The sequence below is a fragment of the Mycobacterium sp. NPDC050551 genome, assembly GCF_040674075.1.
Lineage (GTDB): Bacteria > Actinomycetota > Actinomycetes > Mycobacteriales > Mycobacteriaceae > Mycobacterium.
In genome coordinates, this window is record NZ_JBFARC010000002.1 from 1,155,527 (window position 1) to 1,181,426 (window position 25,900).

Sequence of the window (25,900 nt, forward strand, 5' to 3'; positions counted from 1 at the left end):
CTCAGCCGGCTGCGCTGCGCAACTTCTCCAGGAGCGGCCCCGCCGCCTCGTCCAGGAATCGCTCCTGCCCCTCGTCGCCCACCTGCACCAGCGCGATGTCGGTGAACCCGGCCTTCCAGTACTCGCTGACCGCCTCGACGATCGCGTCGAGGTCGGGTCCGCACGCGATGGCGTCGGCGGTGTCCTCGGGGCGGACGAACTGCGTCGCGCCGGCGAAGCCCGCGGTGGTCGGCAGGTCACTGTTGACCGCCCAGCCGCCGGCGAACCAGCGGAACTGTTCGTGGGCCCGTGCGACCGCCGCGTCGCGGTCGGGATCCCAGCAGATGGGGATCTGACCGATCACCCGCACGTCACCTGACAGCCCGGTCCCGCGCCGCGCATGATGCCAGGCGTCGACGACGTCGCGGTCGGGCTGCACCGCGATGAGATGGTCGACGAGCGGGGCAAAGGTCTCCACCGAACGGTCGCCCGACACCGCCGCGGCGAGAGCCACCGGGACGTCCGGCAGGTCCCACAACCGGGCCGAATCGACCTCGAAGTACTCACCCTTCCAATCGACGACCTCGCCGGTGAAAAGCTCGCGGATGATCTGGATGGCCTCACGCATCATGTCGTGCCTGCGGGCGATCGTCGGCCAGCCCTGACCCACCACGTGTTCATTGAGATTTTCGCCGCTGCCGAGGCCGAGCGTGAACCGCCCGTCGGCGAGGATCTGCAGCGTCGCCGCCTGCTGGGCGACGATCGCCGGGTGGTACCGCATGGTCGGGCAGGTGACGTAGGTGAAGAGTTCGACGCGTTCGGTGGCGTGCGCCACCGCCCCCAGCACCGTCCACGCGTTCGGTGCATGGCCCTGGGCGGCGAGCCACGGCGAGAAGTGGTCGCTGGACACCTCGAAGTCGAATCCCGCCTGCTCCGCCGAAACGGCGTAACGGACAAGCTCTTTAGGGCCGCTCTGTTCTGTCATCAGGGTGTAGCCGAAGCGCGTCATGCGCACCGGGTAGCCCGTCACCGACACCGGCAAACGGCCGCCGAGCAGCCGTGAGGCACCGCCGCTACAGGCGGGCCTTCACCGCGGCCGACAGCCGGGAACCGTCGGCCTTGCCCGCCGCGATCGCGGTGGCCGCCTTCATCACCTGACCCATCTGACGCATCCCGGGGCGCTCCCCGATCTCCTCGGCGATCTGGGCGATCGCGGTGTCGACGACGTCGGCCACTTCGGCCTCCGTCAGCGGGGTGGGCAGGTACTCGTCGATGACCCGCGCCTCGGCGTGCTCGTTGGCGGCGAGCTCGCCACGGCCGTTCTGTGTGTAGACCTCGGCCGCCTCGGCGCGCTTACGCGCTTCCCGCGCCAGCACCTTGAGCACCTCGTCGTCGGACAGCTCGCGCGCCTGCTTGCCTGCCACCTCCTCGTTCTGGACGGCCGCCAACAGCATTCGCAGCGTCCCCGTGCGCAGCTTGTCCTGTGACTTCATCGCCGAGGTGAGATCTGCGCGAAGGCGCTGCTTGAGTTCCGCCATGCCGCCAACCTACGCCCGCCGCCCGTCATGATCGACAGGTTCGGCGTTCACCACCGGAACACGTTGGGCAGCAACATCTTCGATCGGTTGACGGCGCCCGGGCCGAGTGCAGGCCGCGCCGGGCCGGGCGGACACGTTGCCGATTCCTGCGCCGCTCGACAGGATGGTGGGCATGAGCAACGACGCCGACGGGTTCGGTCAGACCGGCCCGCCGCCGCCGCACCAGGGTCATCCGCCACCCGGGTATCAGACGCCCGGCTATCCGCCACCTGGATACCAGACTCCCGGCTATCCGCCACCCGGCTATGCACCGCCGGGCTATCCACCGCCGGGTAACCCGCCGCCTGGCTACGGCGCGCCCGGATACCCGCCGCCGGGCTACGCACCTCCCGGCTACGGCCCGCCACCGGGCTACCCGTACGGCGGTCCGGCGCAGGCGTTGCAGCCGGGGGTCATCCCGCTGCGACCGCTGACCCTGTCGGACATCTTCAACGGCGCGGTCGCCTACATCCGGCGCAATCCCAAGGCGACGCTCGGCCTCACCACGATCGTCGTGGTGGTCTCCCAGATCTTGGCGCTGATCCTGCAGATCGGCCCGCTGGCGGCCAGCGGTGGACTGCTCTCGACGGTGCAGGGCGAACCGACGACGTTCGGCGACTTCGTGGCCCTCACCGGTTCGTCGCTGGTGGGTGGGGTCACCACCATGCTGGCGTCGATCGTGCTGAGCGGCATGCTGACGGTGGTGATCGGCCGGGCGGTGTTCGGGGCCTCGATCACCGTCGGTGAAACGTGGGAGCGGCTGCGCCACAGGCTGCTCGCGCTGATCGGGTTCACCGTTCTGGAGATCGCGGTCTTCCTGCTCGCGGCCGCACTGATCGTCATCATCATCGCCCTCGCCGCCGGCGCCGGGGGTGCCGTCGCCGGATTCCTGGTGGGCGCTCCGCTGGTGCTGCTGGCCGTCGCCGGTCTGATCTACGCCGCGACCGTGTTGATCTTCGCGCCGCCGTTGATCGTGCTGGAACGGCTTCCCGTCTTCCCGGCCATCTCACGGTCCTTCGATCTGGTGAAGAAGGACTTCTGGCGGGTGCTCGGTATCTGGATGCTCGCCACGATCGTCACGGCGTTGATCGCCGGCGCGGTGTCGGTGCCGTTCAGTCTGATCGGCCAGGTGCTGACGACGACGGCCGACGAGTCCTCGAGCGCGATCCTCGGACTGGTGCTCGTGTCGATCGGCAGTGTGTTCGGCCAGATCCTCACCGCACCGTTCTCCGCGGGTGTCATCGTCCTGCTCTACACCGACCGGCGTATCCGCGGCGAGGCGTTCGACCTCGTGCTGCAGACCGGCGCGGCGGCGGTGCCCGGCGCACCGCAGGACTCCACGGACCACCTGTGGCTGACGCGGCAACGGTGACGTGCCTGCGCTAGACATCGGCCGCGACGCCGCGCACGACGCCGCGCAGCGGGAACTCGGCAAGCCGATCTACCCGCGGCCCTCGCTCACCGAACGGCTCAGCGAGTGGTTCGACGAACTGCTGTACCGCATCGCCGCCGAGGGTTCCACGGTCCCCGGCGGCTGGTTCACCATCTCGGTGCTGATCCTGATGCTGCTCGTCGCGCTGGTCGTCGCGTTCCGGATCGCCCGGCGCACCCTGCGCACCGACCGCGGCGGCCAGGGTGCGCTGTTCACCGGAAAGGAACTCAGCGCCGCGGAACACCGGGCCACGGCCGAGCAGTTCGCCGCCGCGGGCGACTGGGCGTCGGCCATCAGGCACCGTCTGCGGGCCGTCGCGCGCCACCTCGAGCAGACCGGCGTGCTCGCGCCGGTCCCGGGCCGCACGGCCACCGAGCTCGCCCGCGACGCCGGCGCTACGCTTCCCGGCCTCGACTCCGAATTCCAGTCGTCGGCAACCGCTTTCAACGATGTCACCTACGGCGAACGGCCGGGGACCGAAGCCGGGTACCGCCTGATCGCCGGCCTCGACGATCATCTGCGCTCGCGCACGCACGCCGCCTCGTCCACCGGTGGCGGACCCGCGCAGGCCGGCGGCTGGGCCGAGGTCCGATGACGTCCACCGCGACGGGCCCTACCCTTCGGCAGCGCTGGGGCACCGGCCGCTGGGTGGTGCTCGCCCTGGTGGTGATCGTGGCAGTCGCCACGATCGGGACGTACCTCACCGCACCCCGGCCGGGTGGCCGGATGGATGCCGGGTCGACGTCACCCGACGGCGCCCGCGCCCTCGTCACGCTGCTGCGCGACCACGGGGTCGACGTCACGGTCGCCGACTCGGTGGCCGACGTGGAGCGTGCCGCCACACCCGACACCCTGCTCGTGACGGCGCAGACCTTCCAGGTCGGTGACGAGCTGCTGGACCGGCTCGCCGAGGTGCCCGGTGACCGATTGCTCGTCGAGCCCGGCTCGCGGGTGCGGAAGGCCCTCGCCCCCGGCGTCGAGCCCGGCGAAGACACCTCGTTCGGTGGCGAACCCGACTGCGATCTGCGTGAGGCGGTCACGGCGGGTGACGTGCAGCTCGGGGTGAGCGACACCTACGACGCCGGCGACGGGGTCTCGTTGACGCGCTGCTACGACGGCGCCGTCGTGCGGTATCGCGACGGCGGACGCGTCGTCACCGTGGTCGGCACCGCCGAGTTCATGATCAACGGCGCACTCCCCGACCGCGGTAACGCTGCGCTGGCGATGAACCTCGCCGGCTCCCGGCCGCAGGTCATCTGGTACGCCCGGCAACAACCCGAGGGCGAGTCATCCGGCGCCGCAACGATCTTCGAGCTCATCCCGGACGCCGTCATCTGGATCGTGCTGCAGCTGTGCCTGGCCGTGGCACTGGTCGCGGTGTGGCGGGGCCGCCGCATCGGGCCGCTCGTCGCCGAGCGGATGCCCGTCGTGGTGCGGGCGTCGGAGACCGTCGAAGGCCGCGGCCGGCTGTACCGCTCGCGACGCGCCCGCGACCGGGCCGCCGACGCGCTGCGCACCGCCACCCTGGGGCGCCTGCTGCCCAGACTCGGGTTGTCGGCCACGGCGGCGCCACCCGCCGTCGTGGCCGCCGTCGCGGCGCGGACGGGGGCGGACCCGCAACGGGTCGGTCACACGCTGTTCGGCCCACCCCCTGAGACCGACGACGACCTGCTCCATCTCGCCCATCACCTCGACGACACCGAAAGGCAGGTCGCCCAGTCGTGACTCAGCCGGCCGCACACACCTCCGACCCGTCCGCCGCATCGGCATCGTCGGACTCCGCCCGTAACGCGTTGCTGGCGTTGCGCACCGAGATCGCCAAGGCGGTGGTGGGGCAGGACGCGGTGGTGAGCGGGCTGGTGGTGGCCCTGCTGTGCCGCGGACACGTGCTGCTCGAAGGTGTGCCCGGCGTGGCCAAGACGCTGCTGGTGCGCACCCTGGCGGCGGCGCTGCAATTGGAGTTCAAGCGCGTGCAGTTCACGCCCGACCTGATGCCCGGCGACGTCACCGGATCGCTGGTCTACGACGCCCGCAGCGCGGAGTTCGAGTTCCACGCCGGCCCGGTGTTCACCAATCTGCTGCTGGCCGACGAGATCAACCGGACGCCGCCCAAGACCCAGGCCGCCCTGCTGGAGGCGATGGAGGAACGTCAGGTCAGCGTCGAGGGCCATCCCCGGCCGCTGCCCGACCCGTTCATCGTCGCGGCCACCCAGAATCCGATCGAGTACGAGGGCACCTACCAGCTGCCGGAGGCCCAGCTCGACCGGTTCCTGCTGAAGCTCACCGTGCCGCTGCCGCCGCGCGACCAGGAGATCGCCATCCTGGCCCGGCACGCCCGCGGCTTCGACCCGCGGGATCTGTCGGCCGTTCGACCGGTGGCAGGGCCCGCCGACCTCGCGGCCGCCCGGGACGCGGTGCGTCAGGTGCTGGTGGGTGACGAGGTGCTGGGCTACATCGTCGACATCGTCGGCGCCACAAGGCATTCGCCCTCGCTGCAGCTCGGTGTGTCACCACGCGGCGCGACGGCGTTGCTCGCCACGGCGCGGTCGTGGGCCTGGCTGTCCGGGCGCAACTACGTCACCCCCGACGACGTCAAGGCGATGGCGCGGCCGACGCTGCGGCACCGCGTGGCGATGCGCCCGGAGGCCGAACTGGAGGGCGCCGATCCCGACGGTGTGCTCGACGGCATCCTGGCGGCCGTTCCGGTCCCGCGGTAGTGGTCCTCACCGGGCGTGCCGGCCTGGTCGCGCTGGCCTTCGTGTTGCCGATCGCCCTGTCGCCATGGCCCGCAGCGGCTTTCGTGGTGTTGTTCGGCGCGCTGGTGGCCGTGCTCGCGCTGGACGTCGCACTGGCGGCGAGCACCCGTGGTCTCCGGATGCACCGCTCCGGGGAGGCGTCAGCGCGGCTCGGCCAGCCGGTGGACGCGGTGCTGACCGTCGAGCATCCTGGGCGGCGCCGCTTCCGCGGCCGGGTCCGCGACGCCTGGCCGCCGAGCGCGCGCGGCGAGCCGCGCGCTCATCAGCTGGAAATCGCTGCTGGACAGTCGGTTCGGGTGGTCACCCAGCTGCGCCCGAGCCGCCGCGGCGACCTGCGCGCGGAGTTCGTCACCGCGCGGTCGATCGGCCCGCTCGGCCTCGCCGGGCGGCAGAGCAGCCACCGGGTGGCCGGGTCGATACGCATCCTGCCGCCGTTCCTGTCCCGCAAGCATCTGCCGTCGCGGCTGGCCAGGCTGCGCGAACTCGACGGCATGGTGCCGGTGCTGATCCGCGGCCAGGGCACCGAATTCGACTCCCTGCGCGAGTATGTCGTCGGCGACGACGTCCGGTCGATCGACTGGCGCGCGACCGCGCGGCGCGGTGACGTGGTGGTGCGCACCTGGCGTCCCGAGCGCGACCGCAGGGTGGTGATCGTGCTCGACACCGGGCGGACGTCGGCGGGTCGTGTCGGCGTCGACCCGACGTCGAGCGAACCCTCCGGGTGGCCACGGCTGGACTGGTCGATGGACGCGGCACTGCTGCTGGCGGCGCTGGCCGCGCGGGCCGGTGACCACGTCGACTTCCTGGCCCACGACCGGGTGACCCGGGCCGGTGTGTTCGGCGCCTCGCGCACCGAAGTGCTGGCGCAGCTGGTGACGGCGATGGCGCCGCTGGAACCCGCACTCGTGGAATCCGACGCCGCCGCGATGGTGGCCGCCATAGCGCGCCGTGTGCGCCGCCGCGCCTTGGTGGTGCTGCTGACCGACCTGAACGCATCGGCGCTCGACGAGGGCCTGATGGCGGTGCTGCCGCAGCTGACGGGCCGCCACCAGGTGCTGCTGGCCGCGGTGGCCGATCCCCGTGTCGACTCCCTGGCCGCCGGGCGCTCCGACGCCGCTGCGGTGTACGACGCCGCGGCGGCCGAGCGGTCCCGCAACGACCGCCGCGCGATCGCGTCGCGGCTGCGGCGGCACGGCGTCGACGTCGTCGATGCGCCGCCCGACGACCTCGCTCCCGCGCTGGCCGACCACTACCTGGCGATGAAGGCCACCGGCCGCCTCTAGCTTGTTCGGCGGAGACCTAGCGGGTGGGCACCACGTCGGGGGCGTCGTCGACGTCGCCGGTCTCGCCCGCCCGTACCGCCTTCCGGCCGAAATGCACGATGTAGGCGAGGAACGCGACCTCCGCGGCGACCCCGATCGCGATGCGCACGAAGGTGGGGAACGGCGCGGGCGTCACCAGCGCCTCGATCAGACCGGACACCAGCAGCACCGCGACCAGTCCGATGGCCACCGACATCACCGCCCGGCCCTGTTCGGCGAGTACCTGGCCGCGGGGCCGGTCACCCGGCGACACCACGGTCCAGCCCAGCCGCATCCCGGCCGCCGCCGCGAGGAACACCGCCGTGAGCTCAAGCAGGCCGTGCGGCGCCAGCAGGCCGAGGAACACGTCGCCCTTCCCGGCGTCGAACATCAGCCCCGCCGCGACGCCGAGGTTGGCCGCGTTCTGAAAGAGGATGTACGGGATCGGCAGGCCGAGCAGGATCGCGAAGACGATGCACTGGGCGGCCACCCACGCGTTGTTCACCCACACCTGCAGCGCGAACGACCCCGCAGGGTTCTCGCTGTAGTAGGCGGCGAACTCCTCGTTGACGAGCTTGGCGATCTCCTCCGGCGTGCCGATCGTGGCCTGCACCTCCGGGTTGCCCGCCACCCACAGCGCGATCACCGCCGCGACGGCGAAGAATGCGACCGCCGAACCCAGCCACCAGCGCCACGAGCGGTAGGCCACCACCGGGAACGACACCGTCCAGAACCGGACGAACTCCGACCACAGCGGCGCATGGGCCGCGGTGACGGCCGAGCGGGCCCGCGCCACCAGCCCCGACAGCCGGCCCACCAGCATCGCGTCGGCCGAGGCGCTGCGCACCATCGACAGGTGCGTCGACACCCGCTGGTACAGGTCGACCAGCTCGTCGATCTCGGCCCCGGACAGCTTGCGGCGGCGCTTGATCAACTCATCGAGCCGGTCCCAGCTGCGTCGGTGGGCCAGCACGAACGCGTCGACATCCACGCGTCCGAGCCTAGTAGCGTGGCGACATGGTCTCCCAGCCCGAGCCGGTGGTGACCGGGGACGCGGTCGTCCTCGACGTACAGATCGCGCAGCTGCCGGTGCGTGTCCTGGCGGCGGCCATCGACGTGATCGTGGTGCTGACCGGCTACCTCGTCGGGGTGCTGCTGTGGGCGTTGACGCTGACCGACCGCGATCCCGCCTTCGTCGCGGCGGTGCTCATCATCTTCACCGTCGTGACCATCGTGGGCTATCCCGTCGTCTTCGAAACAGCCACGCGCGGAAAGTCACTGGGCAAGATGGCACTCGGCCTGCGGGTGGTGTCCGAGGACGGCAGCCCGGAACGGTTCCGCCAGGCGCTGTTTCGCGGCCTGTCCGGCTTCATCGAGCTCTGGACGTTCACCGGCGGGCCCGCGGTCATCTGCAGCCTGCTCTCGGCGAAGGGCAAGCGCATCGGCGACATCTTCGCCGGCACCGTGGTGATCAGCGAGCGGGCGCCGAAGATGAGTCCGCCGCCCGCGATGCCGCCGTCCATGGCGTGGTGGGCCGGCACCCTGCAGCTGTCCGGGCTGCGTGCCGAGACGATCGAGCTGGCCCGCCAGTTCCTCAACCGCGCACCACAACTCGACCCGCGGATCCGTGAGGTGATGGGGCACCGGATCGCCGCCGACGTGGTCGCACAGATCTCGCCGCCGCCACCGCCGGGCGCACCGCCGCAGTACGTGCTCGCCGCCGTCCTCGCCGAGCGTCATCGCAGGGAGTTGGTGCGGCTCGGCGCGCAGACCGCACCGCCGCTCCCTCAGGCCCCTCCGTATGCACCCGCTCCCGCGCCCCTCACCGCGCCCCCGCCGTTCGCACCCGCTCCCCCGACGTACGCCGTCGCGCCGCAGCCGGCCCCGCAGAGGGACACCGGATTCACTCCCCCGAACTGAGCCCGAGGGTTCAGTCCCACCAGAAGTTCCAGATGTCGTAGCCCAGCCGGTTGGCCAACGCGTCGATCGAACCCGACCCCTGGAGCACGGAGTCGACGCAGTAGAGGAACGCCTCCAGTGCCGCCGAGCGCATCGCGGGTGGTAGCCGCGGCGGCTGGTTGACGCGCAGCACCATCGACTCGTCGTCGAGTGCTGCGACGTGCGCGTCGAACGTGCCCGCCCAGCGCCGCAGGACCGCGGTGTGGTCGCGGCCGGTGATGTCGTAGTTGACGGCGCCGGACCACTGCAGCAGCGCGGGCACGTACCAGGAGGCGGGAGTGGGCACCAGCGCCAGCCGGTCGAACCGCCCGGTGTCGTCCATCCCGGTCCAGGTCTGTCTCCAGTGGGTGCGTTGCAGACCGATCAGCTCGACACGCTCGGCCCGCGGGAGGTCGTCGTTGTGCTCGATGTAGGAGCGGTATTCGCGGTCCAGCCAGGCCGCCCCGTCGAGGCCGCCGGTCCACAGCGCGGGATCTTCGACGCCCTCGACACCGATGCGGTGCCAGGTGCGCGCGGTGATGAGCACCGGCCACAGGCCAGTCTCCGGGAACAGGATCCGGGTCTGCGCCCACAATCGCGCCGCCTCGTCACCGGGTGTGACCGGCACCGTCCACAGCGGCCCGCCGTGCGCCAGCACCCCGTCGTGGCGGCTCACCTCGGCGAGTTCGACGCCGTGCGCGGCGAAGGCGGCGACGGGGTCGGCGGACGGCTGCACGGCCGCGGGGGCCTGGACCGCCGGGTCGGGTTCGAACGGCGGCGCGCCGAGGGCCGGGTAATCGGGTGCCGGCTTTTGGGCGCCAGGCAGCAGATCGCTCCAGAATGCGAGTGACACATCGGCGTTCACCGGCTCCGCCGGACCTCCGCAGAGGCGGGCGACGAAGTCGTGCAGGTCCCCACCCGCGTGGGACACGTCGGCGCCGTCGAGCAGCCACACCGGCGAACCCGTCCCGCCCCTGCCCGCGGGCAGGTAGCACTGCCGGAACACGGGCACCATCCGCGGCGCCGTGCCGAGCATCCGGCTCACCGCGTGTATCCGCAGGTACTCCGAATGCGGTCGCTCACCCCAGGCGACACCCCAGAATTCGTCCTCCTTGACCGCGCGCAGCAGATCGCGGGCCGGCCAGCCGACGTGGAAGATCAGCGCGGTGTCGTCACCGCGCCAGTCCGGCCAGCCGCGGCCGGTCGGCAGGCCGGCGGCCAGGAAGGCGCGGTGGTCGTCGTCGAATTCGAAACGGAAGCGCGCCTCCACGGCGCTGATCTCGGCGTCGGTGAGGCCCGCCGCGATGGGCACCTGCCCGCTGTCCGCCAGCACCCTGGCCGCCGCCCGCCCGATCTTGGTCACCCCGGTGAGTTTATGGCCGTTCGGAGAGGCCGCTGTGCGGCAATTTCGTCAGTCGGCGATCCAGTTGCCGTGGAAGCCGTACGGAACACGTTGCGGCAAGGCGATCTTCGCGACCGGTGCGGCCGCGAAGTCGGCGGCGTCGAGGATCACCAGGTCACTTCCGTCGCGGACCGGGTCGTAGACGTAGGCGAGGTAGTAGCCGTTGCTCTCGTCGGCAGCGCCTGCCGACGGCACGAACACCGCCTCGCCGGGACCGCCGTCGCCGAAGGAGTGCTCGACGGCCGCACCGGTGGTCAGGTCGTAGCGCAGCAGGCTGTGGTCGGCGACGGTCACCGTGTACCGGGCGGGCAGGGTGGCCAGCCGGTCGTCGATCCTCGGGAACTCGACCGCGCGGTCGTCGAGCGGACGCTCGGACACGGTGCCCGCGGCAAGGTCCAGCGTCCAGCTCCACAGCACACCGTCGGGGTCGGAAGCACCGTTGCCACGCCACAGGCTCGGGTAGCGCACCGCCTGCAGGACGAGCGAACCGCCGTCGTCGTAGCTGTTGACGACGTGGAACACGTAGCAGGGATCGATGTCGAACCAGCGCACTTTCCCGAACGGGTCGTCGCGCCGCAGCACACCGAAGCGCGCGCCGTAGGCGTCATCCCAGCGGAACGGCATGTCGCCCCTGATCGCGATGTCGAGGTCGAACACGACGGGCAGGTCCATGAACACGACGTGCTCGGCGGTCAGGGCGAAGTCGTGCATCATCGTCAGCGCCGGCACATCGACCGGGCGGTTCACCGTCAGCACGCCGTCGGCGTCGGCCCGGTGATAGGTGACGTGCGGGGCGATGAGGCTGCCGTAGCCGAAGAAGTGCAGCTCCCCGGTAGCCGGGCAGATCTTCGGATGCGCGGTCATCGAGTCGTCCAGCCTGCCGCCGAAGTCGTACGCCCCGAGGGTCTGCAGGTCGTTCGAGATCTCGTACGGCAGCGACGATTCGACCAGCGCCAGCGTTTTGCCCGCGTGGTTGACGACGTGGGTGTTGGCGACGCTGGATCGCAGGTTGCGGGTGCCGTCGTCGTTGAACACCGGGAAGTCGTTCTCGAAGCTCTCGGTGCGCACCCACCGGTTGCGGTACCAGGCGACGCGACCGTTCTCGATGCGGACGCCGTGGATCATCCCGTCGCCGGTGAACCAGTGGCCGGTGGGCTGCCGCGGATTCGGCCCGTTGCGCAGGTACCAGCCGCACAGGTCCGGCGGGATGGCGCCCTCGACGGGAAGGTCGAACGCGGTCAGTTCGTCCGGGACGGGTGCGTAGTTCCCGCGCTCGAAGAACTGTTCGGTGCCGGACAGGGCCGAGGCGTCGGCGGTGTCGGTCATTGATGCTCCTGCCGTCCGGAGGGGCGCGGCACGCCCCTCCGGATCGATCATGCGCCTCAGATCGCCTGCCCGGTGGGCAGGATGGTGATCTCGGTGAGATTGACGTGCCGGGGCACCGACGCGATGAACGCCACGGTCTCGGCGACGTCGGCCGGGGAGAGCACCTCGATCTCGCGGATCAGGTCCGCCATCAGCGTGCTGGCATCGGGGTCGGTGACGTGCGAGGGCAGTTCCGTGTCGACCATTCCCGGTTCGATCGTGGACACCCGGACCATCTTGCGGCCGAGTTCCACCCGCAGCAGCCGCGTCAGGTGGCTGATGTAGGCCTTGGTACCCGAGTAGACGGAGAACTTCTCCAGCACGCGGGTGGCCGCGATCGACGACGTGCTGATCAGGTCGGCGGGCCTGCCCGCTGCGGCCGCCTCGACCAGCTGCGGGACGAACGCGCCGATCACGTTCATCACGCCGGTGACGTTGAGGTCGATCTGGCGCTGCCAGTCGTCGACGCGGAGATCGTCGATCGGCGAGATCAGCTGAACCCCGGCGTTGTTGAACACCAGGTCGACGGGACCGAGTTCGGCGGCCACCCGGTCGGCGGCGGTCGCGACGGCGGTCCGGTCGGTGACGTCGAGGGGAAGGACGAGCGCGGTGCCACCGGCCGACCGGATGCGGCCGGCGAGCGTCTCGAGCCGGTCGGCCCGGCGGGCCGCGACGGCGACGCGTGCGCCCAGCGCCGCCAGCCGTTCCGCCGTGGCTTCGCCGATGCCGCTCGACGCTCCGGTGACCACCGCGACGCGGCCGTCCAGCGGGGTGCCGGTGATGAGTGAGGACATGGTGGGTTCCTTTCGGGTGTGCTCACGTGGTCGTGCACTCGACACAACCGCGATCGCGGCCGCCGTTTCGCGGTCAGCCTGGCCGCACCTATCGGGGGACAAGATGGGCCACCTTGACGCCGCGGCGCCGGCCGCCTCGCGGCAGAATGTCGTCGTGAGTGATCGCACCGGCTCCGAACTCGCGGAGTTCCTCAGCGCCCGCCGGGCCAGGCTCACCCCCGAGCAGGCCGGCCTGAGCGGTGACTACGTCCGCCGCCGCGTGCCCGGTCTGCGACGCGAGGAACTCGCCCGGCTGGCCGGGGTCAGCGTCGACTACTACACCCGCCTCGAGCAGGGCCGCAGCCGCAGCGCATCCACCGACGTCCTCGACGCGCTGGCCACCGCGCTGCAACTCGACGACGCCGAACGCCAGCACCTGCACCAGCTCGGACGTCCACGGCCGGCGGGGCGCAGGCGCCGCCCCCGCCCGCAGATCGTGGAACCGGCCACGCTGCGGCTGCTCGACCTGCTCGACCAGGTGTGTTCACCGGCGTTCGTGCTCGGTCGCCGTCTCGACGTGCTGGCCCACAACCGCATCGCCGGCGCGCTGATCACCGAGTTCCGCGAGCTGCCCGCGGCGCAACGCAACCAGGCGCGATTCGTCTTCTTCGACCCGCACGCCCGCGAGCTGTACTCCGATTGGGCGCAAGTGGCCGCCGACACTGTGGCGATGCTCCGCCTCGATGCGGGCCGCTACCCGAGCGACGACAAGCTGACCGCCCTGATCGGCGAGCTCTCCATCCAGTCCGAGGACTTCCGCAGATGGTGGTCCGATCACGATGTACAGCGCCGCACCACCGGCACGAAGGCCTACCACCACCCGCTCGTCGGCGACCTGACGGTGCAGTACCAGGCCCTGAACTCGTCGGGCGATCCCGACCAGATCCTGTTCGTGTACACCACCGAGCCGGGATCGACCTCCGAGACCGCACTCCGGCTGCTGGCCAGCTGGCACGAACACTCCCACGAGAGGACACCACACCGATGAGTCGCACCGACGAGCAGAAGGCGATGATGGCGATCGTGCGTCGCAACACCGAAGTGGTGCAGGGGCAGGGCGACTTCGCCCTCTTCGACGAGCTGTTCGCCGACGACTTCGTCGATCGCACCCCGCAGCCGGGAACCACGCCCGACAAGGCGGGGGTGCTCGTGCTGTACCGCCGGCTGCGCGACGCATTCCCCGACTTCCGCCCCGAGATCCATTGGCAGACAATCGAAGATGACATCGTCACCACTTACAAGACCTATCACGGCACGCATCGCGGACCGCTGTTCGACATCGCCCCGACCGGCCGCACCGTGTCGTTCGAGACCGTCGACGCGATGAGGGTGCGCGACGGCAGGATCGTCGAGCACTGGGGGGTGGCCAACCTGTTCTCGCTGGTGCATCAACTCGGCGCGCACATCGAGAGCTGACCGCACGGACCGTCGCCGCGAGAACATATTCTGCGCGCAACGGCGGTGAAACATCGCGTCGTTAGCTTTCCTGCATCGAATTCGCCCGGACTTCTTGCAGGGAGCGGACATGACGGACACCCGAGACCTACCGCCCAGCGCCGTGATCGGCGCGGGCGACATCGTCGAGGCCTCGGGCCACCCGGTGGGCGGCGGTCTGATCAAGGACCACTACGACCCCCGGCTGACCAACGAGGATCTCGCACCGCTGGCCAAGCAGTCCTGGTCGTCGTACAACATCTTCGCGTTCTGGATGTCGGACGTGCACAGCGTGGGCGGTTACGTCACGGCGGGCAGCCTGTTCGCCCTCGGCCTGGCGAGCTGGCAGGTGCTGATCGCGCTGCTGGTCGGCATCGTGATCGTGTACCTGTTGTGCAACCTCGTCGCGAAACCCAGTCAACAGGCCGGTGTGCCCTATCCCGTGGTGTGCCGCAGCTCCTTCGGCGTGCTGGGCGCCAACATCCCCGCGATCATCCGCGGCCTGATCGCCGTGGCCTGGTACGGCATCCAGACCTATCTGGCCTCGGCGGCCCTGGACGTGGTGCTGCTCAAGCTCTTTCCCGGCCTCGCGCCGTACGCCGACGTCGACCAGTACGGGTTCACCGGGCTGTCCCTGCTGGGATGGTGCAGCTTCACCCTGCTGTGGGTGGTGCAGGCCGCGGTGTTCTGGCGCGGCATGGAGGCGATCCGCAAGTTCATCGACTTCTGCGGTCCCGCCGTCTACGTCGTGATGTTCATCCTGTGCGGATACCTGCTGTGGAAGTCCGGCTGGCACGTCAGCCTGTCCCTCGGCGGCGAGAAGCAGGGCAATTCGCTGGTGATCATGCTCGGCGCGATCGCGCTAGTGGTGTCGTACTTCTCCGGCCCGATGCTGAACTTCGGCGACTTCGCCCGGTACGGCAAGAGCTTTCAGGCCGTCAAGAAGGGCAACTTCCTCGGCCTGCCGGTCAACTTCCTGGTGTTCTCGCTGCTGGTCGTCGTCACGGCGGCGGCGACGGTGCCGGTGTTCGGCGAACTGCTCACCGACCCGGTGGCGACGGTGGCCCGCATCGACAGCGTGACCGCAATCGTGCTGGGCGCGTTGACCTTCTCGATCGCCACCATCGGCATCAACATCGTCGCCAACTTCATCTCGCCGGCGTTCGACTTCTCGAACGTCAGCCCGCAGAGGATCAGCTGGCGGATGGGCGGCATGATCGCCGCGGTCGGTTCAGTGCTGCTCACCCCGTGGAATCTCTACAGCAATCCCGAGGTCATCCACTACACGCTGGAGACGCTCGGCGCGTTCATCGGCCCGCTGTTCGGCGTGCTCATCGCCGACTTCTATCTGGTGCGCAAGCAGAAGATCGTCGTCGACGACCTGTTCACGATGTCCAAGACCGCCAACTACTGGTACGCCAAGGGCTACAACCCGGTGGCGGTGGCCGCGACGCTGGTCGGCGCCGTCCTCGCGATGATCCCCGTGCTGCTCGGGGGCAAGGTGTTCGGCATGGCCGGCGCCGCGCAGTACAGCTGGTTCATCGGATGCGGTGTCGCGTTCGCCATCTACTACGTGCTGGCCACGCGTGGCCCGTGGCGGATGACCGCGCTGCGGGTGGCCGAGGGAGCGACGTTGGTCTCGTAGGATCGTCGGCCCGAGCGGTCGACGTTGCATCTCGATAGTTTCCGATATATCGTTAATGTATCGGAAGCGCACATCGTGCTTCCTCGCACACGAAGGAAACACACCATGAACACCCCATTCACCCCTCAAGACAGCCCGTTCGGCGGGCATCCCGGCGGATTCGGTCCGGGCGGTTTCGGCTTCGGCTTCAGCCCCGAGGACCGGCGAGCCCTGCACGAACGTCGGCGGCAGGCCCGCCGCGAATTCCGTGGCCACGTCCGTGAGCACGGCCGCGGCGACCGCGGCTTCGGTCCGGGTTTCGGCCCCGGCGGCTTCGGCCCCGGCTTCGGTCCCGGCTTCGGCTTCGGTCCCGGCGGACGGCGCGGCGGCCCGCGTGGCGGCGGTCGCGGCAGGCGCGGCGACGTCCGCGCCGCGATCCTCAAGCTGCTCACCGAGCGGCCGATGCACGGCTACGAGATGATCCAGGAAATCGCCGCACGCAGCCAGGACCTGTGGAAACCCAGCCCCGGCTCGGTCTACCCGACGCTGCAGCTGCTCGTCGACGAGGGCCTGCTGATCGCCACCGAGACCGACGGCAGCAAGAAGCTGTTCGATCTGACCGACGACGGTCGCACCGCCGCCGACAAGATCGAGACGGCGCCGTGGGACGACATCACCGCGGACGCCGATCCCGGGGCGATGAACCTGCGCAATGCGGTCGGCCAGCTCATGGGCGCGGTCGCCCAGTCCGCTCACGCGGCGACGGGCGAGCAGCAGCAGCGCATCGTCGACATCCTCAACAACGCCCGCCGGGAGATCTACGGCATCCTCGGCGAATCCGACTGAACTCGTGACTTCGGCGCGGTTTCGTTCGCTCAGCGGATGAAACCGCGCCGAAATCGCGTCGCGTGCGGTGGGATCGGTGAGCAGGCGCCGATCGAGAGGCAGCGGAGATGACGGACACCAATCGTCGGTGGGTACTCGCCGAGCGCCCGAGTGGCGTGGTCGGTCGGGAACACTTCGAATGGCGGGAAGATCCGGTGCCGACCGTCGGCGACGGCGAATTCCTCATCCGGAACCTGTGGCTCAGCTGCGACGCCGCCCAGCGGAGCTGGATGTCGATCGACACCTACATCCCCCGCATTCCGCTGGGTGAGGTGATGGCGTCCGCGTCCGTCGGTGTGGTGGTGGAGTCGAAGCACCCGTCGTTCAGTGTGGGTGATCTCGTCTCGGGGGCGTTCGGCTGGCAGGACTTCGCCGTCAGCGACGGGTCGGCGTTCGGCGGCCTCGTCGCACCCCTCAAGCTCCCAGCCGGAGTCGACCCCGCGACCGCGTTGTCGCTGTTCGGCATCACGGGACTCACCGCATACTTCGGCCTGCTCGACGTAGGCAGCCCCGAGGCCGGAGAGACAGTGGTCGTCTCCGCCGCCGCAGGCGCGGTCGGGGCGCTCGTCTGCCAGATCGCCAAGCTCAAGGGATGTCGCGTGGTCGGCATCGCCGGCGGCGCCCGCAAGTGCGAATGGCTGCGCGACGAGGTCGGTGCCGACGAGGCCGTCGACTACAAGGCCGACGACTTCCCCGCCCGACTCCGTGCCGCCTGTCCCGGCGGCGTCGACGTGTTCTTCGACAACGTCGGCGGTCAGGTGCTCGACGCGGTGCTCGCGAATCTCGCGTCGGGCGCGCGCATCGCGCTGTGCGGCGCCGTCGCCGGTTATAGCGACCCCGGCGCGCAGGACGGCATCCGCAACCTCACCAATCTCGTGCTGCAGCGGGGCACCATGCGCGGCTTCCTGATCTTCGACTACTTCGGCCGGGTGGGCGAGGCCGTCGGCGACCTCGCCGGCTGGGCAGCCGAGGGCAAGATCAAGGACCACATCGACGTGGTGGACGGCCTGGAGAACGCTCCTGACGCGCTACGACGGCTGTTCGCAGGGCAGAACTTCGGCAAGCAACTCGTACGGATCTCGGACCGGGCGGATGAAATCGCGCCCGAATAACGTCAGTACCTGACATGACGACCTTCCATATCGGCTCCTATCCCGTGCACCGCGTCGGCTTCGGCGCCATGCAGCTTCCCGGCCCCGGCGTGTTCGGCCCGCCCCGTGACCACGACGCCGCCGTCGCGGTGCTGCGGCGGGCGGTGGAGCTCGGCGTCGACCACATCGACACCGCGCAGTTCTACGGCCCGAATGTCTCCAACGAACTCATCCGCGAAGCGCTGCACCCGTATCCGGACAACCTGGTGCTGGTCAGCAAGGTCGGCGCACGCCGCGACGACCAAGGCAACTGGACCGCCGCGCAACAGCCCGACGAGCTACGCGCCGACATCGAAGAGAACCTCCGCACGCTGGGCACCGACCGGCTGGCCGCGGTCAACCTGCGCATCCACTCCGGCGATCCCACCGCCGTGGGCGACGTCGACCGCGAGCTGTTCGGACGCCAGCTCGACGCGATGATCGCCGCCCGCGACGAGGGGTTGATCGGCGGCATCGGGCTGTCCAGCATCTCGGTCGATCATCTGCGATTCGCCCTCGAGCGCACCGAGATCGTCACCGTGCAGAACGCCTACAACCTGGTCGACCGGACCTCACAGCCGGTGCTCGACCTGTGCGTCGAGCGCGACATCTCCTTCGTGCCATTCTTCCCGTTGGGTTCGGGCTTCTCCGCCGACAATCCGGTGCTGGGCAATCCCGCCGTCAAGCAGGCCGCTGCCGACCTCGGCCGCAGCCCGGCCCAGGTCGCGCTGGCGTGGACGCTGTCGGTGGCGCCGAACGTGCTGCTCATCCCCGGCACGTCGTCGGTCGCCCACCTCGAGGAGAACCTCGCCGTCGACGACATCGAGCTGCCCGCCGGCTTCGCCCCGTAGCGATTTGTGGAGCCGCAACCGCGGTGAGAGCGGCTGCGGCTCCACAGATCAGTCGACGTCGACCCAGTCGAGGGTGCGTTGCACGGCCTTCTGCCAGCCGGCGTACCCCTCCTGGCGCTGGTCGTCGCTCCAGTCCGGCGACCAGCGCCTGCCCTCCTGCCAGTTGGCACGCAGGTCGTCGGTGTTCTCCCAGAACCCGGTGGCCAGCCCGGCGGCATACGCGGCGCCGAGCGCGGTGGTCTCGGCGACGACGGGTTTGACGACGTCGACGCCGAGCACGTCGGCCTGGATCTGCATGCACAGATCGTTGGCGGTGATGCCGCCGTCGACCTTGAGCACCTCCATGTGCACGCCCGAGTCGGCCTCCATCGCGTCGACGACGTCGCGGCTCTGGTAGCAGATCGCCTCGAGGGTGGCCCGTGCGACGTGGGCGTTGGTGTTGTACCGCGACAGCCCGACGATCGCGCCCCTGGCGTCGGACCGCCAGTAGGGTGCGAACAGCCCCGAGAAGGCGGGCACGAAGTACACCCCGCCGTTGTCGTCGACCTGCTTCGCCAGAGCCTCGCTCTGCGCGGCTCCGCTGATGATGCCCAGCTGATCGCGCAGCCACTGCACGGCCGAGCCGGTGACGGCGATCGAACCCTCCAGCGCATAAACGGGTTTGGAGTCTCCGAACTGGTAGCAGACCGTCGTCAGCAGGCCGTTCTCCGAACGGACGATCTTCTCCCCGGTGTTGAGCAGCAGGAAATTGCCTGTGCCATAGGTGTTCTTGGCCTCACCGGCGTCCAGGCACACCTGGCCGACCATGGCCGCCTGCTGGTCGCCCAAGATTCCGGTGAGCGCCACCTCGCCGCCGACGGGCCCGTCGGCCAGCGTCGTACCGTACGCCTGCGGGTACGACGATGGCTTGATCTCCGGCAGCATCTGACGCGGAATCCCGAAGAACGACAACAGCTCGTCGTCCCAGTCCAGGGTCTCGAGATCCATCAGCATGGTGCGGCTGGCATTGGTGACGTCGGTGACGTGCACGCCGCCGCGCGGCCCGCCGGTGAGGTTCCACACCACCCAGCTGTCGGCTGTGCCGAAGAGTGCGTCGCCCTTCTCCGCGGCGTCACGCACCCCGTCGACGTTGTCGAGGATCCACTGCACCTTGCCCGCCGAGAAGTACGTGGCAGGCGGCAGTCCCGCCTTGCGCCGGATGACGTCGCCGCGCTCGTCGCGGTCGAGTGCGGAGGCGATCCGGTCGGTGCGGGTGTCCTGCCACACGATCGCGTTGTAGTAGGGCCTGCCGGTCCGCCGGTTCCAGACCAGTGCCGTCTCACGCTGATTGGTGATGCCCAGCCCGGCCAGGTCGCCTGCCGACAGGTCGGTGCGGTTGAGCGCCGACATGATGACCGACGCGGTGCGTTCCCAGATCTCGACGGGGTTGTGCTCCACCCAGCCGGCCTTCGGCATGATCTGCTCGTGCTCGAGCTGGTGGCGGCCCACCTCGGCGCCGTCGTGGTCGAAGATCATGCAGCGGGTGCTGGTGGTGCCCTGGTCGATCGCGGCGACGAAATCGGCCATCTCGCAACTCCTTCGGTGATGTGATGCGGGCTGAGGCTACCGGATGAGCGCGTCGACCCAGCCGGGCTGAATGTCGACCTCGACACCGTCGTCGTACACCGCAGGCACGCCGTCGCCGCCCAGGCCTTCGAACGTGCTCAGCGCCGCGGCGGTGCGCCGAGCCGCCGCGCTGGCGTCGCTGCCCGACGTGATGCAGTCGGCCGCCGAACTGGACGCTCGCGATTCGGTGGCCAGGTCGGCGAGATCGTCGTCGGTGTGGTCGCTGGTACCGCCCTCCTCGGGCTGGAAGACCGGATCAAACAGCGCCGAGTAGAAGTTCTCGAAGGTGTCGACGTCGGCGTCCTGGGCGACGCAGTACACGGCGGCGGCCGCTCTCGACGAGTAGTCGCCGCTGGACGAGTAGTCGTCGAGAATCGCGACCACGTGGTAATGCACCTGGATCTCGTTGTCCAGCACGGCGCTTCGGATGTCATCGCCGTACAGGCTGATGAACCGGCCGCAGGCCGGGCACATCGCGTCGTTGAAGACGTCGATGGTCACCGGCGCCACCCGGCTGCCGACGGAGATGCCGTCAGCGAGCAGCTGGACGGCCGGATCGTCGGTGTCCGGCGACGACGTGCCCGGCTCGGAAGTACCTGAGCCCGAGGCGTCGGACGAGTCGGCGGAGCCGCCGTCCGAGCGGGTCAGCAGGACGATGCCGACCACCAGCGCGATGATCACCACGACGGCCACCGCGCCGATGACGGCGAGCGCCCGCCCGCTGGTCGAGCGGGTGGGCGGCGGTGGATATCCCGGAAAGCCCTGCGGCGCATAACCTTGCGGACCATAACCCTGCGGCGGGTAGCCCTGGGCCGGATAGCTCTGCGGCGGAAAGCCCTGCTGAGCCTGGGCCTGGAACACCGGCGGTCCCGGAGGCGCCCAGTACTGCTGCGGCGCAGCTTGTTCGGGCACAGGCGCCAGTGCGTCCAGCTGCGGGCGCAGCGCCGGATCGAGATCGGGGCGCGTGCGCAGTCCGGCGACGATCGCCGCCACCTCGTCGCGGACGACGGGATACTGCCCGTCCTCACCTGAGGCGGCCTGCAGCCGGGTGAGCAGTTGCTGCTGCTCGTATCCGGGAAGCGCGGGTGCGGCGGCGAAATCCCGAAGCGAGCCCAGGTAGCCGAACGGCCACGGCGGCGGCGGAGCCTGCGTGCTCGGCCACGGGCCGGTCTGCTGAGCCATCGCCTGCACCGTCGAAGCCAGCGCGCCGTCACCGAATTCGAGGACCTTGACCGTCGGCCCGAAACCAGGCCGGTCCACCTGCCCGAACCGCACGGCCAGCACGGGCCTGCCGAGGGCGTCTGCATGCTGCAGCAGCGCCGTCGCGGGTCTGGCCGCCGCCAGATTGGCCGTCCACAACGTGAGGAACACGTCGGCGTCGCGGACCCCGTCGATGCACCGCCGCCACCACTGCTCGGCGCCGCTGATGTCGCCGTCGAACCAGACACTGTGCCCGGCGTGGGACAGCTCGCGGCTGACCTGTTCGGCGAGAGCGCGGTCGGCGGGCGCGCAACTGACGAAGACCCTCATGACCACCTCCGTGCGTTGGACCTGCGCGCCGGTTCAGCATGCCATGATGGCGGTTGTGGGCGGGCGGACGACCGGTATCGAGAAGATGCCGCGCGGCGGACCGGATGCGTCGTGCCTGGACCGCCTGCTGCAGACCGACCGGCCCGAGTACCTCGACCGCGACGACGTCGACGACCGGACCAAGCGCAGCGTGATCCGCGCGCTGGACCGCACCGGGGAGATCTTCGGCAACCACCAGAGGTTCGCGGGCATCGCCCTGGCCGAACTCGCCGACGTGCCGGACCCGAAGGTGCTCGAACTCGGTGCCGGACACGGCGGCCTGTCGCGCGAGATCCTCCAGCAGCATCCGAGCGCGGAGCTCACCGTCACCGACGTCGACCCGGATTCGGTCGCCGCCATCGCCGCCGGTGACCTCGGCGCCGACCCCCGCGTCACCGTCCGCGAGATGGACGCCACCGCGATCGACGCGCCGGACCGGGCGTTCGACCTCGCCCTGTTCGTGCTGTCGTTCCACCACCTGCCGCCGACGGCGGCCGCACGGGTGCTCGCCGAGGGCACCAGGGCCGCCGACACGCTGCTCATCATCGACCTCCCGCGACCGCCCGCCCCGCTGCACCTGCTGCGGCTGGCGACCATGCTGCCGCTCGCGCCGTTCGTGCCGTTCGTCCACGACGGGGTGATCAGCTCGCTGCGCACCTACAGCCCGTCGGCGCTCCGCGCGCTGGCCGCGTACGCGGACCCGGCGATCGAACTCGATCTGCGCAGCGGCCTACTGAGCCCGCAGGTGGTGGTGGCGCGCCGCGCCGCCTGAGCGATCCAGGTAGAACTACGGTGTCGGACACCGCGTCGACCGGGCGACGATGAATGTGTGCAAGGCCTCTACGCACTCAAGCCCTGGTACGCCCGGCAACTGCGGGGCACCGTGGGACACGCTGTGGTGCACCGCATCTCGCCCGATGTCTACACCGCTGTCGGGGTGGCCGCCGCGGCGTGCGCGGCGGTGGCCGTGGCGAACGGGTGGTGGCCGGCGGCCCTGGCGTTCCTCGCGGTGCGACTGGCGGGCGCCAACCTGGACGGGGCGGTCGCCCGCGCCCGCGGCATCAGCGCGCCGTGGGGCTTCGTGGTCAACGAACTGGGCGACCGCGCCTCCGATGTGCTGATGTTCGCCGGCCTCTCGGTGTGGGCGGGCGCCAACGGCACACCCGTCGCATGGGTGTTGACGGCCGCGCTCGCGGCCACCCAACCCACCTTCGCGGCCCTGGCGGGTGCGGGCGCCGGTGCCGCCCGGCGCAACGGCGGTCCGTTCGGCAAGACCGAGCGCTGCCTGGCCGTCGTGATCGCGACGGCGCTGCCGCAGGCCATTCCGCACATCTGCGTCGTCGTCGTCGCCGGATCGATGCTCACCGCGAGCGCGCGGCTGCGGGCGGCCCGTCGGGAACTGGCGGGCTGATGTCGTTCGCCGTGCGCACCGCGTGCCTGCTGCGTCACCGGCTGTGGCGGACGGTCTGCCGGCTGTCGGGCGGCCTGACGGTCGTCGGTCGGTGGCGCCGTCCCGGCGGCTGCGTGGTGGTGGCCAATCACGGCTCGCACGCCGACACCGCCGCCCTGATGGCCGCCCTGCCCGCATCGGCGCAGCCGGTGTTCGCCGCGGCATCCGATTACTGGTTCGACGATCCGGTGCGGCGGGTGCTGATCACCGCGCTCGCCGGCGGGCTTCCGGTGCGCCGCACCACCGGCAGCACCTACCCGGCGCTGCTCGCGGCCGCGCGGCCCGCACTGGCCCGGGGCCGCACCGTCGTCGTCTACCCCGAGGGCACTCGCAGCCGGGACGGGTCGGTCGGTGAGTTCCGTTCCGGCGCGATCCATCTCGCGCGGGACTGCGGGGTTCCCCTGGTGCCGGTGGCGCTGCTGGGCACCCGCGAGGTGCTGCCCAAGCACGGCGGATTCCACCGCACCGCGATGCAGGTGCGCATCGGCGAACCGGTCGACCCCGGCTCCGTCGACGCCGCCGCCCTGCGCTCACTCGTGGTCGCAGTCCGCGCCCGCGACTTCTGATCGTCACGCGCACAACCCTTGTCGGGCCCACCGCCGTCGGGTCTCATTGCGCAGCGTGAGCGTCACCGACACGCCGTCCGCCGAGGCGCCGGCCCCCGACCCCGCCACCGCGCGCACGGCCCTGCTGGCCAGCCTGGTGGGGACGACGATCGAGTGGTACGACTTCTTCCTCTACGCGACCGCGGCCAGCCTGATCTTCAACCAGGCGTTCTTCCCCGACCAGAGTTCACTCGTCGGCACGCTGCTGTCCTTCGCGACGTTCGCGGTCGGCTTCGTCGTCCGGCCGATCGGCGGGTTCGTGTTCGGCCACATCGGCGACCGGATCGGCCGCAAACGCACGCTGGCGCTGACGATGGTGCTGATGGGCGGCGCCACCGCGCTGATGGGGCTGCTGCCCACCGCCGCGCAGATCGGCGTGCTGGCGCCGATCCTGTTGCTCCTGCTGCGCATCGTCCAGGGCTTCGCGCTCGGCGGTGAATGGGCCGGTGCCGTGCTGCTCGCGGTCGAGCACAGCGCACCGCGGCGGCGCGGGTTGTCCGGCAGCGTGCCGCAGGTCGGTCTCGCGCTCGGGCTCGCGCTGGGCACCGGGGTGTTCGCGCTGCTGCAGATCGCGCTGCCCGAGGACGCGTTCGAGTCCTACGGCTGGCGCATCGCCTTCCTCATCAGCGTCGTGCTGGTGGTCTTCGGGGTGGTGGTGCGGTTGAAGGCCGCCGAGACGCCGGCCTTCGAGAAGGTCCGCGCCGACGGCGACCGCTCGGCGGTGCCCGTCAAGGAGGTCTTCCGTCCTCCGTCGCTGCGGCCGACGGTGCTCGGCCTGCTCAGCCGGTGGGGTGAGGGCGCCGCATTCAACACCTGGGGCGTGTTCGCCATCTCCTACGCCACCGCCACCCTGCACCTGGAGAAGGTTCCGGTGCTGTTCGCGGTGACCGCGTCGGCGCTGCTGATGGCCGCACTGCTGCCGGTGTCGGGCCTGCTGGCCGACCGCTACGGCCCCCGGCTGGTCTATGCGAGCGGTATCGCGGCCTACGCAGTTGCGGTGTTCCCGGCGTTCGCGTTGTTCGGCACGGGCACCGTCACCGCGTTCACGATCGCGCTGCTGATCGTGTTCGGGGTGATCCACGCCTGGTTCTACGGCGCTCAGGGCACGCTCTACACATCGCTGTACCCGGCCCGCATCCGCTACACCGGACTGTCGACGGTCTATCAGCTGTCCGGGGTGTACGCCTCAGGGCTGACACCGCTCATCCTCACCGCGCTGATCGCCGCGGCGGGCGGTACACCGTGGCTGGCGTGCGGATACCTCGTCACCACGGCGGTGATCAGCGTCGTCGCCACGCTGCTGCTGAAACCGACCCCGCTGCGCCAGCTGTAGCGACGTGGCTCAGACCGTCACCGACTCGCCGCGGCCGACCTCGACAACCCGCTCGGCCAGACCCCGCCGCGCCATCTCCTTGTGGAAGTCCGACAGCGGCGAGGCGAAGACGCCGTAGTCGTTGAAGTGCACCGGGATCACCTTCGGCAGGTCCAGCAGTTCGGTCAGACCCGCACCCTGCGCACCGTCCATGGTGACCGTCAGGCCGATCGGCAGGTGGCGGCCGAACGGCAGCCGGGTGCCGCCCAGGTGCAGCAGCCCGGCGTCGATCGCGGGGTACCGGCGCGGTATCTCACGCAGCTCCTCCACCAGCAGCGTGTCACCGGAGATGTACAGCCGCCGCGTCGCGTCGCCGGTGCGGGAGAACTCCAGCATCGAGCCCATCACCGGCGGCAGGAACCGGTCGATCGGCGTCGGTGCGTGCCGCCCGGGCAGCGCGGTCACCGCGACGGTGGTCTCGCCCTTGGTCAGGGTGTGCTGCTGCCAGGTGGGCAGTCCGACGGCATGTCCGAAGCCGCGGTGGTGCAGCCGCTTCGCCGCGTGGGGGGTGGTGAACACGGGCAGCCGCTTGTCGAGGCGGGCCTGGGCGACGCGGTCCCAGTGATCGCCGTGCATGTGTGAGAGCACCACCGCGTCCAGCGGAGGCAGCCGGTCGACGTCGAGTGCGGGGTCGTGCAGCCGCTTGGACACCAGGCCGTAGCCCAGGTAGGCGCGCTGGCCGCGGTGCAGGAAGTTCGGGTCGGTCAGCAGCGTGATGCCGTCGGCGGTGATCAGCGTGGTCGCGTTGCCGAGGAAGGTCACCGTGATGTCCATGGCGCGCGGCTACCCGGC

The 25,900-nt window shown here is 70.4% G+C and carries 25 protein-coding genes; 16 read left to right on the forward strand and 9 right to left on the reverse strand.

What is annotated here, in order from left to right:
• Position 1 precedes the first annotated feature (1 nt).
• Both AB0K11_RS12340 and AB0K11_RS12345 read right to left on the reverse strand, forming a co-directional pair.
• Positions 2–988 carry an LLM class F420-dependent oxidoreductase gene (locus AB0K11_RS12340; protein ID WP_364976529.1) on the reverse strand — a complete coding sequence of 329 codons (987 nt, stop codon included), beginning with the start codon at positions 986–988 and terminating at the stop codon, positions 2–4.
• Positions 989–1,052: 64 nt separating this feature from the next.
• Entirely contained in the window at positions 1,053–1,517 is a 465-nt protein-coding gene (locus AB0K11_RS12345; protein ID WP_364976532.1) for a GatB/YqeY domain-containing protein, read from the reverse strand.
• 163 nt (positions 1,518–1,680) lie between these two features.
• Between AB0K11_RS12345 and AB0K11_RS12350 the strand changes: the two genes are divergently transcribed.
• From AB0K11_RS12350 to AB0K11_RS12370, 5 genes are read left to right on the forward strand one after another with little or no spacing between them, the layout of a single operon-like run.
• Positions 1,681–2,928, forward strand: a complete 1,248-nt coding sequence (locus AB0K11_RS12350) for a glycerophosphoryl diester phosphodiesterase membrane domain-containing protein (RefSeq protein WP_364976796.1) — start codon at positions 1,681–1,683, stop codon at positions 2,926–2,928.
• A 1-nt stretch (position 2,929) separates the two neighbouring features.
• Positions 2,930–3,583: a DUF4129 domain-containing protein gene (locus tag AB0K11_RS12355; protein ID WP_364976535.1), complete on the forward strand. Its 654-nt coding sequence runs from the start codon at positions 2,930–2,932 to the stop codon at positions 3,581–3,583.
• The gene (locus tag AB0K11_RS12360; RefSeq protein ID WP_364976539.1) at positions 3,580–4,713 is read left to right on the forward strand and encodes a DUF4350 domain-containing protein; all 1,134 of its coding nucleotides are present in this window, start codon (positions 3,580–3,582) and stop codon (positions 4,711–4,713) included. The genes AB0K11_RS12355 and AB0K11_RS12360 overlap by 4 nt, the downstream gene beginning before the upstream one ends.
• Positions 4,710–5,705 carry a MoxR family ATPase gene (locus AB0K11_RS12365; RefSeq protein WP_364976542.1) on the forward strand — a complete coding sequence of 332 codons (996 nt, stop codon included), beginning with the start codon at positions 4,710–4,712 and terminating at the stop codon, positions 5,703–5,705. The genes AB0K11_RS12360 and AB0K11_RS12365 overlap by 4 nt, the downstream gene beginning before the upstream one ends.
• Positions 5,705–7,027: a DUF58 domain-containing protein gene (locus tag AB0K11_RS12370; protein ID WP_364976545.1), complete on the forward strand. Its 1,323-nt coding sequence runs from the start codon at positions 5,705–5,707 to the stop codon at positions 7,025–7,027. The genes AB0K11_RS12365 and AB0K11_RS12370 overlap by 1 nt, the downstream gene beginning before the upstream one ends.
• A 16-nt stretch (positions 7,028–7,043) precedes the next feature.
• Here AB0K11_RS12370 and AB0K11_RS12375 read toward each other — a convergent pair whose 3' ends face one another.
• Positions 7,044–8,036: a stage II sporulation protein M gene (locus AB0K11_RS12375; RefSeq protein ID WP_364976548.1), complete on the reverse strand. Its 993-nt coding sequence runs from the start codon at positions 8,034–8,036 to the stop codon at positions 7,044–7,046.
• Between the two features lie 26 nt (positions 8,037–8,062).
• Here AB0K11_RS12375 and AB0K11_RS12380 point away from each other — a divergent pair, with 26 nt between their 5' ends.
• Complete coding sequence (locus AB0K11_RS12380) at positions 8,063–8,965, forward strand: RDD family protein (protein ID WP_364976551.1); 903 nt, start codon at positions 8,063–8,065, stop codon at positions 8,963–8,965.
• A gap of 10 nt (positions 8,966–8,975) precedes the next feature.
• Here AB0K11_RS12380 and AB0K11_RS12385 read toward each other — a convergent pair whose 3' ends face one another.
• From AB0K11_RS12385 to AB0K11_RS12395, 3 genes are read right to left on the reverse strand one after another with little or no spacing between them, the layout of a single operon-like run.
• A complete protein-coding gene (locus AB0K11_RS12385; protein ID WP_364976554.1) occupies positions 8,976–10,346 on the reverse strand; it encodes a DUF4253 domain-containing protein in 1,371 nt (456 codons plus the stop codon).
• Positions 10,347–10,394: 48 nt separating this feature from the next.
• A complete protein-coding gene (locus tag AB0K11_RS12390) occupies positions 10,395–11,711 on the reverse strand; it encodes a carotenoid oxygenase family protein (RefSeq protein WP_364976557.1) in 1,317 nt (438 codons plus the stop codon).
• Between the two features lie 56 nt (positions 11,712–11,767).
• Entirely contained in the window at positions 11,768–12,544 is a 777-nt protein-coding gene (locus AB0K11_RS12395) for an SDR family oxidoreductase (RefSeq protein WP_364976560.1), read from the reverse strand.
• A gap of 154 nt (positions 12,545–12,698) precedes the next feature.
• On the opposite strand from AB0K11_RS12395, the gene AB0K11_RS12400 reads away from it, so the two are divergent.
• The 6 genes from AB0K11_RS12400 (at position 12,699) to AB0K11_RS12425 (ending at position 18,507) form a co-directional block, all read left to right on the forward strand.
• Positions 12,699–13,571: a helix-turn-helix transcriptional regulator gene (locus AB0K11_RS12400; RefSeq protein WP_364976563.1), complete on the forward strand. Its 873-nt coding sequence runs from the start codon at positions 12,699–12,701 to the stop codon at positions 13,569–13,571.
• Positions 13,568–13,999 carry an ester cyclase gene (locus AB0K11_RS12405; RefSeq protein WP_364976566.1) on the forward strand — a complete coding sequence of 144 codons (432 nt, stop codon included), beginning with the start codon at positions 13,568–13,570 and terminating at the stop codon, positions 13,997–13,999. Before AB0K11_RS12400 ends, AB0K11_RS12405 begins: the two co-directional genes overlap by 4 nt.
• 109 nt (positions 14,000–14,108) lie before the next feature.
• Entirely contained in the window at positions 14,109–15,662 is a 1,554-nt protein-coding gene (locus AB0K11_RS12410) for an NCS1 family nucleobase:cation symporter-1 (RefSeq protein ID WP_364976569.1), read from the forward strand.
• A 105-nt stretch (positions 15,663–15,767) separates the two neighbouring features.
• On the forward strand, positions 15,768–16,487 hold the full coding sequence (locus AB0K11_RS12415) for a PadR family transcriptional regulator (RefSeq protein ID WP_364976572.1): 720 nt from the start codon (positions 15,768–15,770) through the stop codon (positions 16,485–16,487).
• Between the two features lie 107 nt (positions 16,488–16,594).
• Entirely contained in the window at positions 16,595–17,638 is a 1,044-nt protein-coding gene (locus AB0K11_RS12420) for an NADP-dependent oxidoreductase (RefSeq protein WP_364976575.1), read from the forward strand.
• A 14-nt stretch (positions 17,639–17,652) separates the two neighbouring features.
• A complete protein-coding gene (locus AB0K11_RS12425; protein ID WP_364976577.1) occupies positions 17,653–18,507 on the forward strand; it encodes an oxidoreductase in 855 nt (284 codons plus the stop codon).
• 48 nt (positions 18,508–18,555) lie between these two features.
• Here the strand turns inward: AB0K11_RS12425 and glpK are convergent, their stop codons facing one another.
• Positions 18,556–20,073: a glycerol kinase GlpK gene (glpK, locus tag AB0K11_RS12430; RefSeq protein WP_364976580.1), complete on the reverse strand. Its 1,518-nt coding sequence runs from the start codon at positions 20,071–20,073 to the stop codon at positions 18,556–18,558.
• Positions 20,074–20,109: 36 nt separating this feature from the next.
• The gene (locus tag AB0K11_RS12435; RefSeq protein ID WP_364976583.1) at positions 20,110–21,642 is read right to left on the reverse strand and encodes a TIR domain-containing protein; all 1,533 of its coding nucleotides are present in this window, start codon (positions 21,640–21,642) and stop codon (positions 20,110–20,112) included.
• Positions 21,643–21,688: 46 nt separating this feature from the next.
• Here AB0K11_RS12435 and AB0K11_RS12440 point away from each other — a divergent pair, with 46 nt between their 5' ends.
• Genes AB0K11_RS12440 through AB0K11_RS12455 form a run of 4 tightly spaced genes read left to right on the forward strand, consistent with a single transcriptional unit; the run spans position 21,689 to position 25,069 of the window.
• Positions 21,689–22,453 carry a class I SAM-dependent methyltransferase gene (locus AB0K11_RS12440; RefSeq protein WP_364976798.1) on the forward strand — a complete coding sequence of 255 codons (765 nt, stop codon included), beginning with the start codon at positions 21,689–21,691 and terminating at the stop codon, positions 22,451–22,453.
• Positions 22,454–22,510: 57 nt separating this feature from the next.
• The gene (locus AB0K11_RS12445; protein WP_364976586.1) at positions 22,511–23,092 is read left to right on the forward strand and encodes a CDP-alcohol phosphatidyltransferase family protein; all 582 of its coding nucleotides are present in this window, start codon (positions 22,511–22,513) and stop codon (positions 23,090–23,092) included.
• Positions 23,092–23,697, forward strand: coding sequence for a lysophospholipid acyltransferase family protein (locus AB0K11_RS12450; RefSeq protein ID WP_364976589.1), 606 nt, complete (start codon positions 23,092–23,094; stop codon positions 23,695–23,697). The genes AB0K11_RS12445 and AB0K11_RS12450 overlap by 1 nt, the downstream gene beginning before the upstream one ends.
• 55 nt (positions 23,698–23,752) lie before the next feature.
• Positions 23,753–25,069, forward strand: a complete 1,317-nt coding sequence (locus AB0K11_RS12455; RefSeq protein WP_364976593.1) for an MFS transporter — start codon at positions 23,753–23,755, stop codon at positions 25,067–25,069.
• A gap of 9 nt (positions 25,070–25,078) precedes the next feature.
• On the opposite strand, the gene AB0K11_RS12460 is transcribed toward AB0K11_RS12455, so the two are convergent.
• Positions 25,079–25,882 carry an MBL fold metallo-hydrolase gene (locus AB0K11_RS12460; RefSeq protein WP_364976596.1) on the reverse strand — a complete coding sequence of 268 codons (804 nt, stop codon included), beginning with the start codon at positions 25,880–25,882 and terminating at the stop codon, positions 25,079–25,081.
• Positions 25,883–25,900 lie beyond the last annotated feature (18 nt).

Excerpts from the sequence above, each read along its gene's own strand:
- AB0K11_RS12350 (WP_364976796.1), top strand. The coding sequence starts at position 1,681 with ATGGTGGGCATGAGCAACGACGCCGACGGGTTCGGTCAGACCGGCCCG.
- AB0K11_RS12390 (WP_364976557.1), bottom strand. The coding sequence starts at position 11,711 with ATGACCGACACCGCCGACGCCTCGGCCCTGTCCGGCACCGAACAGTTC.
- AB0K11_RS12360 (WP_364976539.1), top strand. The coding sequence starts at position 3,580 with ATGACGTCCACCGCGACGGGCCCTACCCTTCGGCAGCGCTGGGGCACC.
- AB0K11_RS12345 (WP_364976532.1), bottom strand. The coding sequence starts at position 1,517 with ATGGCGGAACTCAAGCAGCGCCTTCGCGCAGATCTCACCTCGGCGATG.
- AB0K11_RS12420 (WP_364976575.1), top strand. The coding sequence starts at position 16,595 with ATGACGGACACCAATCGTCGGTGGGTACTCGCCGAGCGCCCGAGTGGC.
- AB0K11_RS12410 (WP_364976569.1), top strand. The coding sequence starts at position 14,109 with ATGACGGACACCCGAGACCTACCGCCCAGCGCCGTGATCGGCGCGGGC.
- glpK (WP_364976580.1), bottom strand. The coding sequence starts at position 20,073 with ATGGCCGATTTCGTCGCCGCGATCGACCAGGGCACCACCAGCACCCGC.
- AB0K11_RS12450 (WP_364976589.1), top strand. The coding sequence starts at position 23,092 with ATGTCGTTCGCCGTGCGCACCGCGTGCCTGCTGCGTCACCGGCTGTGG.
- AB0K11_RS12340 (WP_364976529.1), bottom strand. The coding sequence starts at position 988 with ATGACGCGCTTCGGCTACACCCTGATGACAGAACAGAGCGGCCCTAAA.
- AB0K11_RS12440 (WP_364976798.1), top strand. The coding sequence starts at position 21,689 with ATGGCGGTTGTGGGCGGGCGGACGACCGGTATCGAGAAGATGCCGCGC.
- AB0K11_RS12405 (WP_364976566.1), top strand. The coding sequence starts at position 13,568 with ATGAGTCGCACCGACGAGCAGAAGGCGATGATGGCGATCGTGCGTCGC.
- AB0K11_RS12460 (WP_364976596.1), bottom strand. The coding sequence starts at position 25,882 with ATGGACATCACGGTGACCTTCCTCGGCAACGCGACCACGCTGATCACC.
- AB0K11_RS12380 (WP_364976551.1), top strand. The coding sequence starts at position 8,063 with ATGGTCTCCCAGCCCGAGCCGGTGGTGACCGGGGACGCGGTCGTCCTC.
- AB0K11_RS12435 (WP_364976583.1), bottom strand. The coding sequence starts at position 21,642 with ATGAGGGTCTTCGTCAGTTGCGCGCCCGCCGACCGCGCTCTCGCCGAA.
- AB0K11_RS12415 (WP_364976572.1), top strand. The coding sequence starts at position 15,768 with ATGAACACCCCATTCACCCCTCAAGACAGCCCGTTCGGCGGGCATCCC.
- AB0K11_RS12395 (WP_364976560.1), bottom strand. The coding sequence starts at position 12,544 with ATGTCCTCACTCATCACCGGCACCCCGCTGGACGGCCGCGTCGCGGTG.
- AB0K11_RS12425 (WP_364976577.1), top strand. The coding sequence starts at position 17,653 with ATGACGACCTTCCATATCGGCTCCTATCCCGTGCACCGCGTCGGCTTC.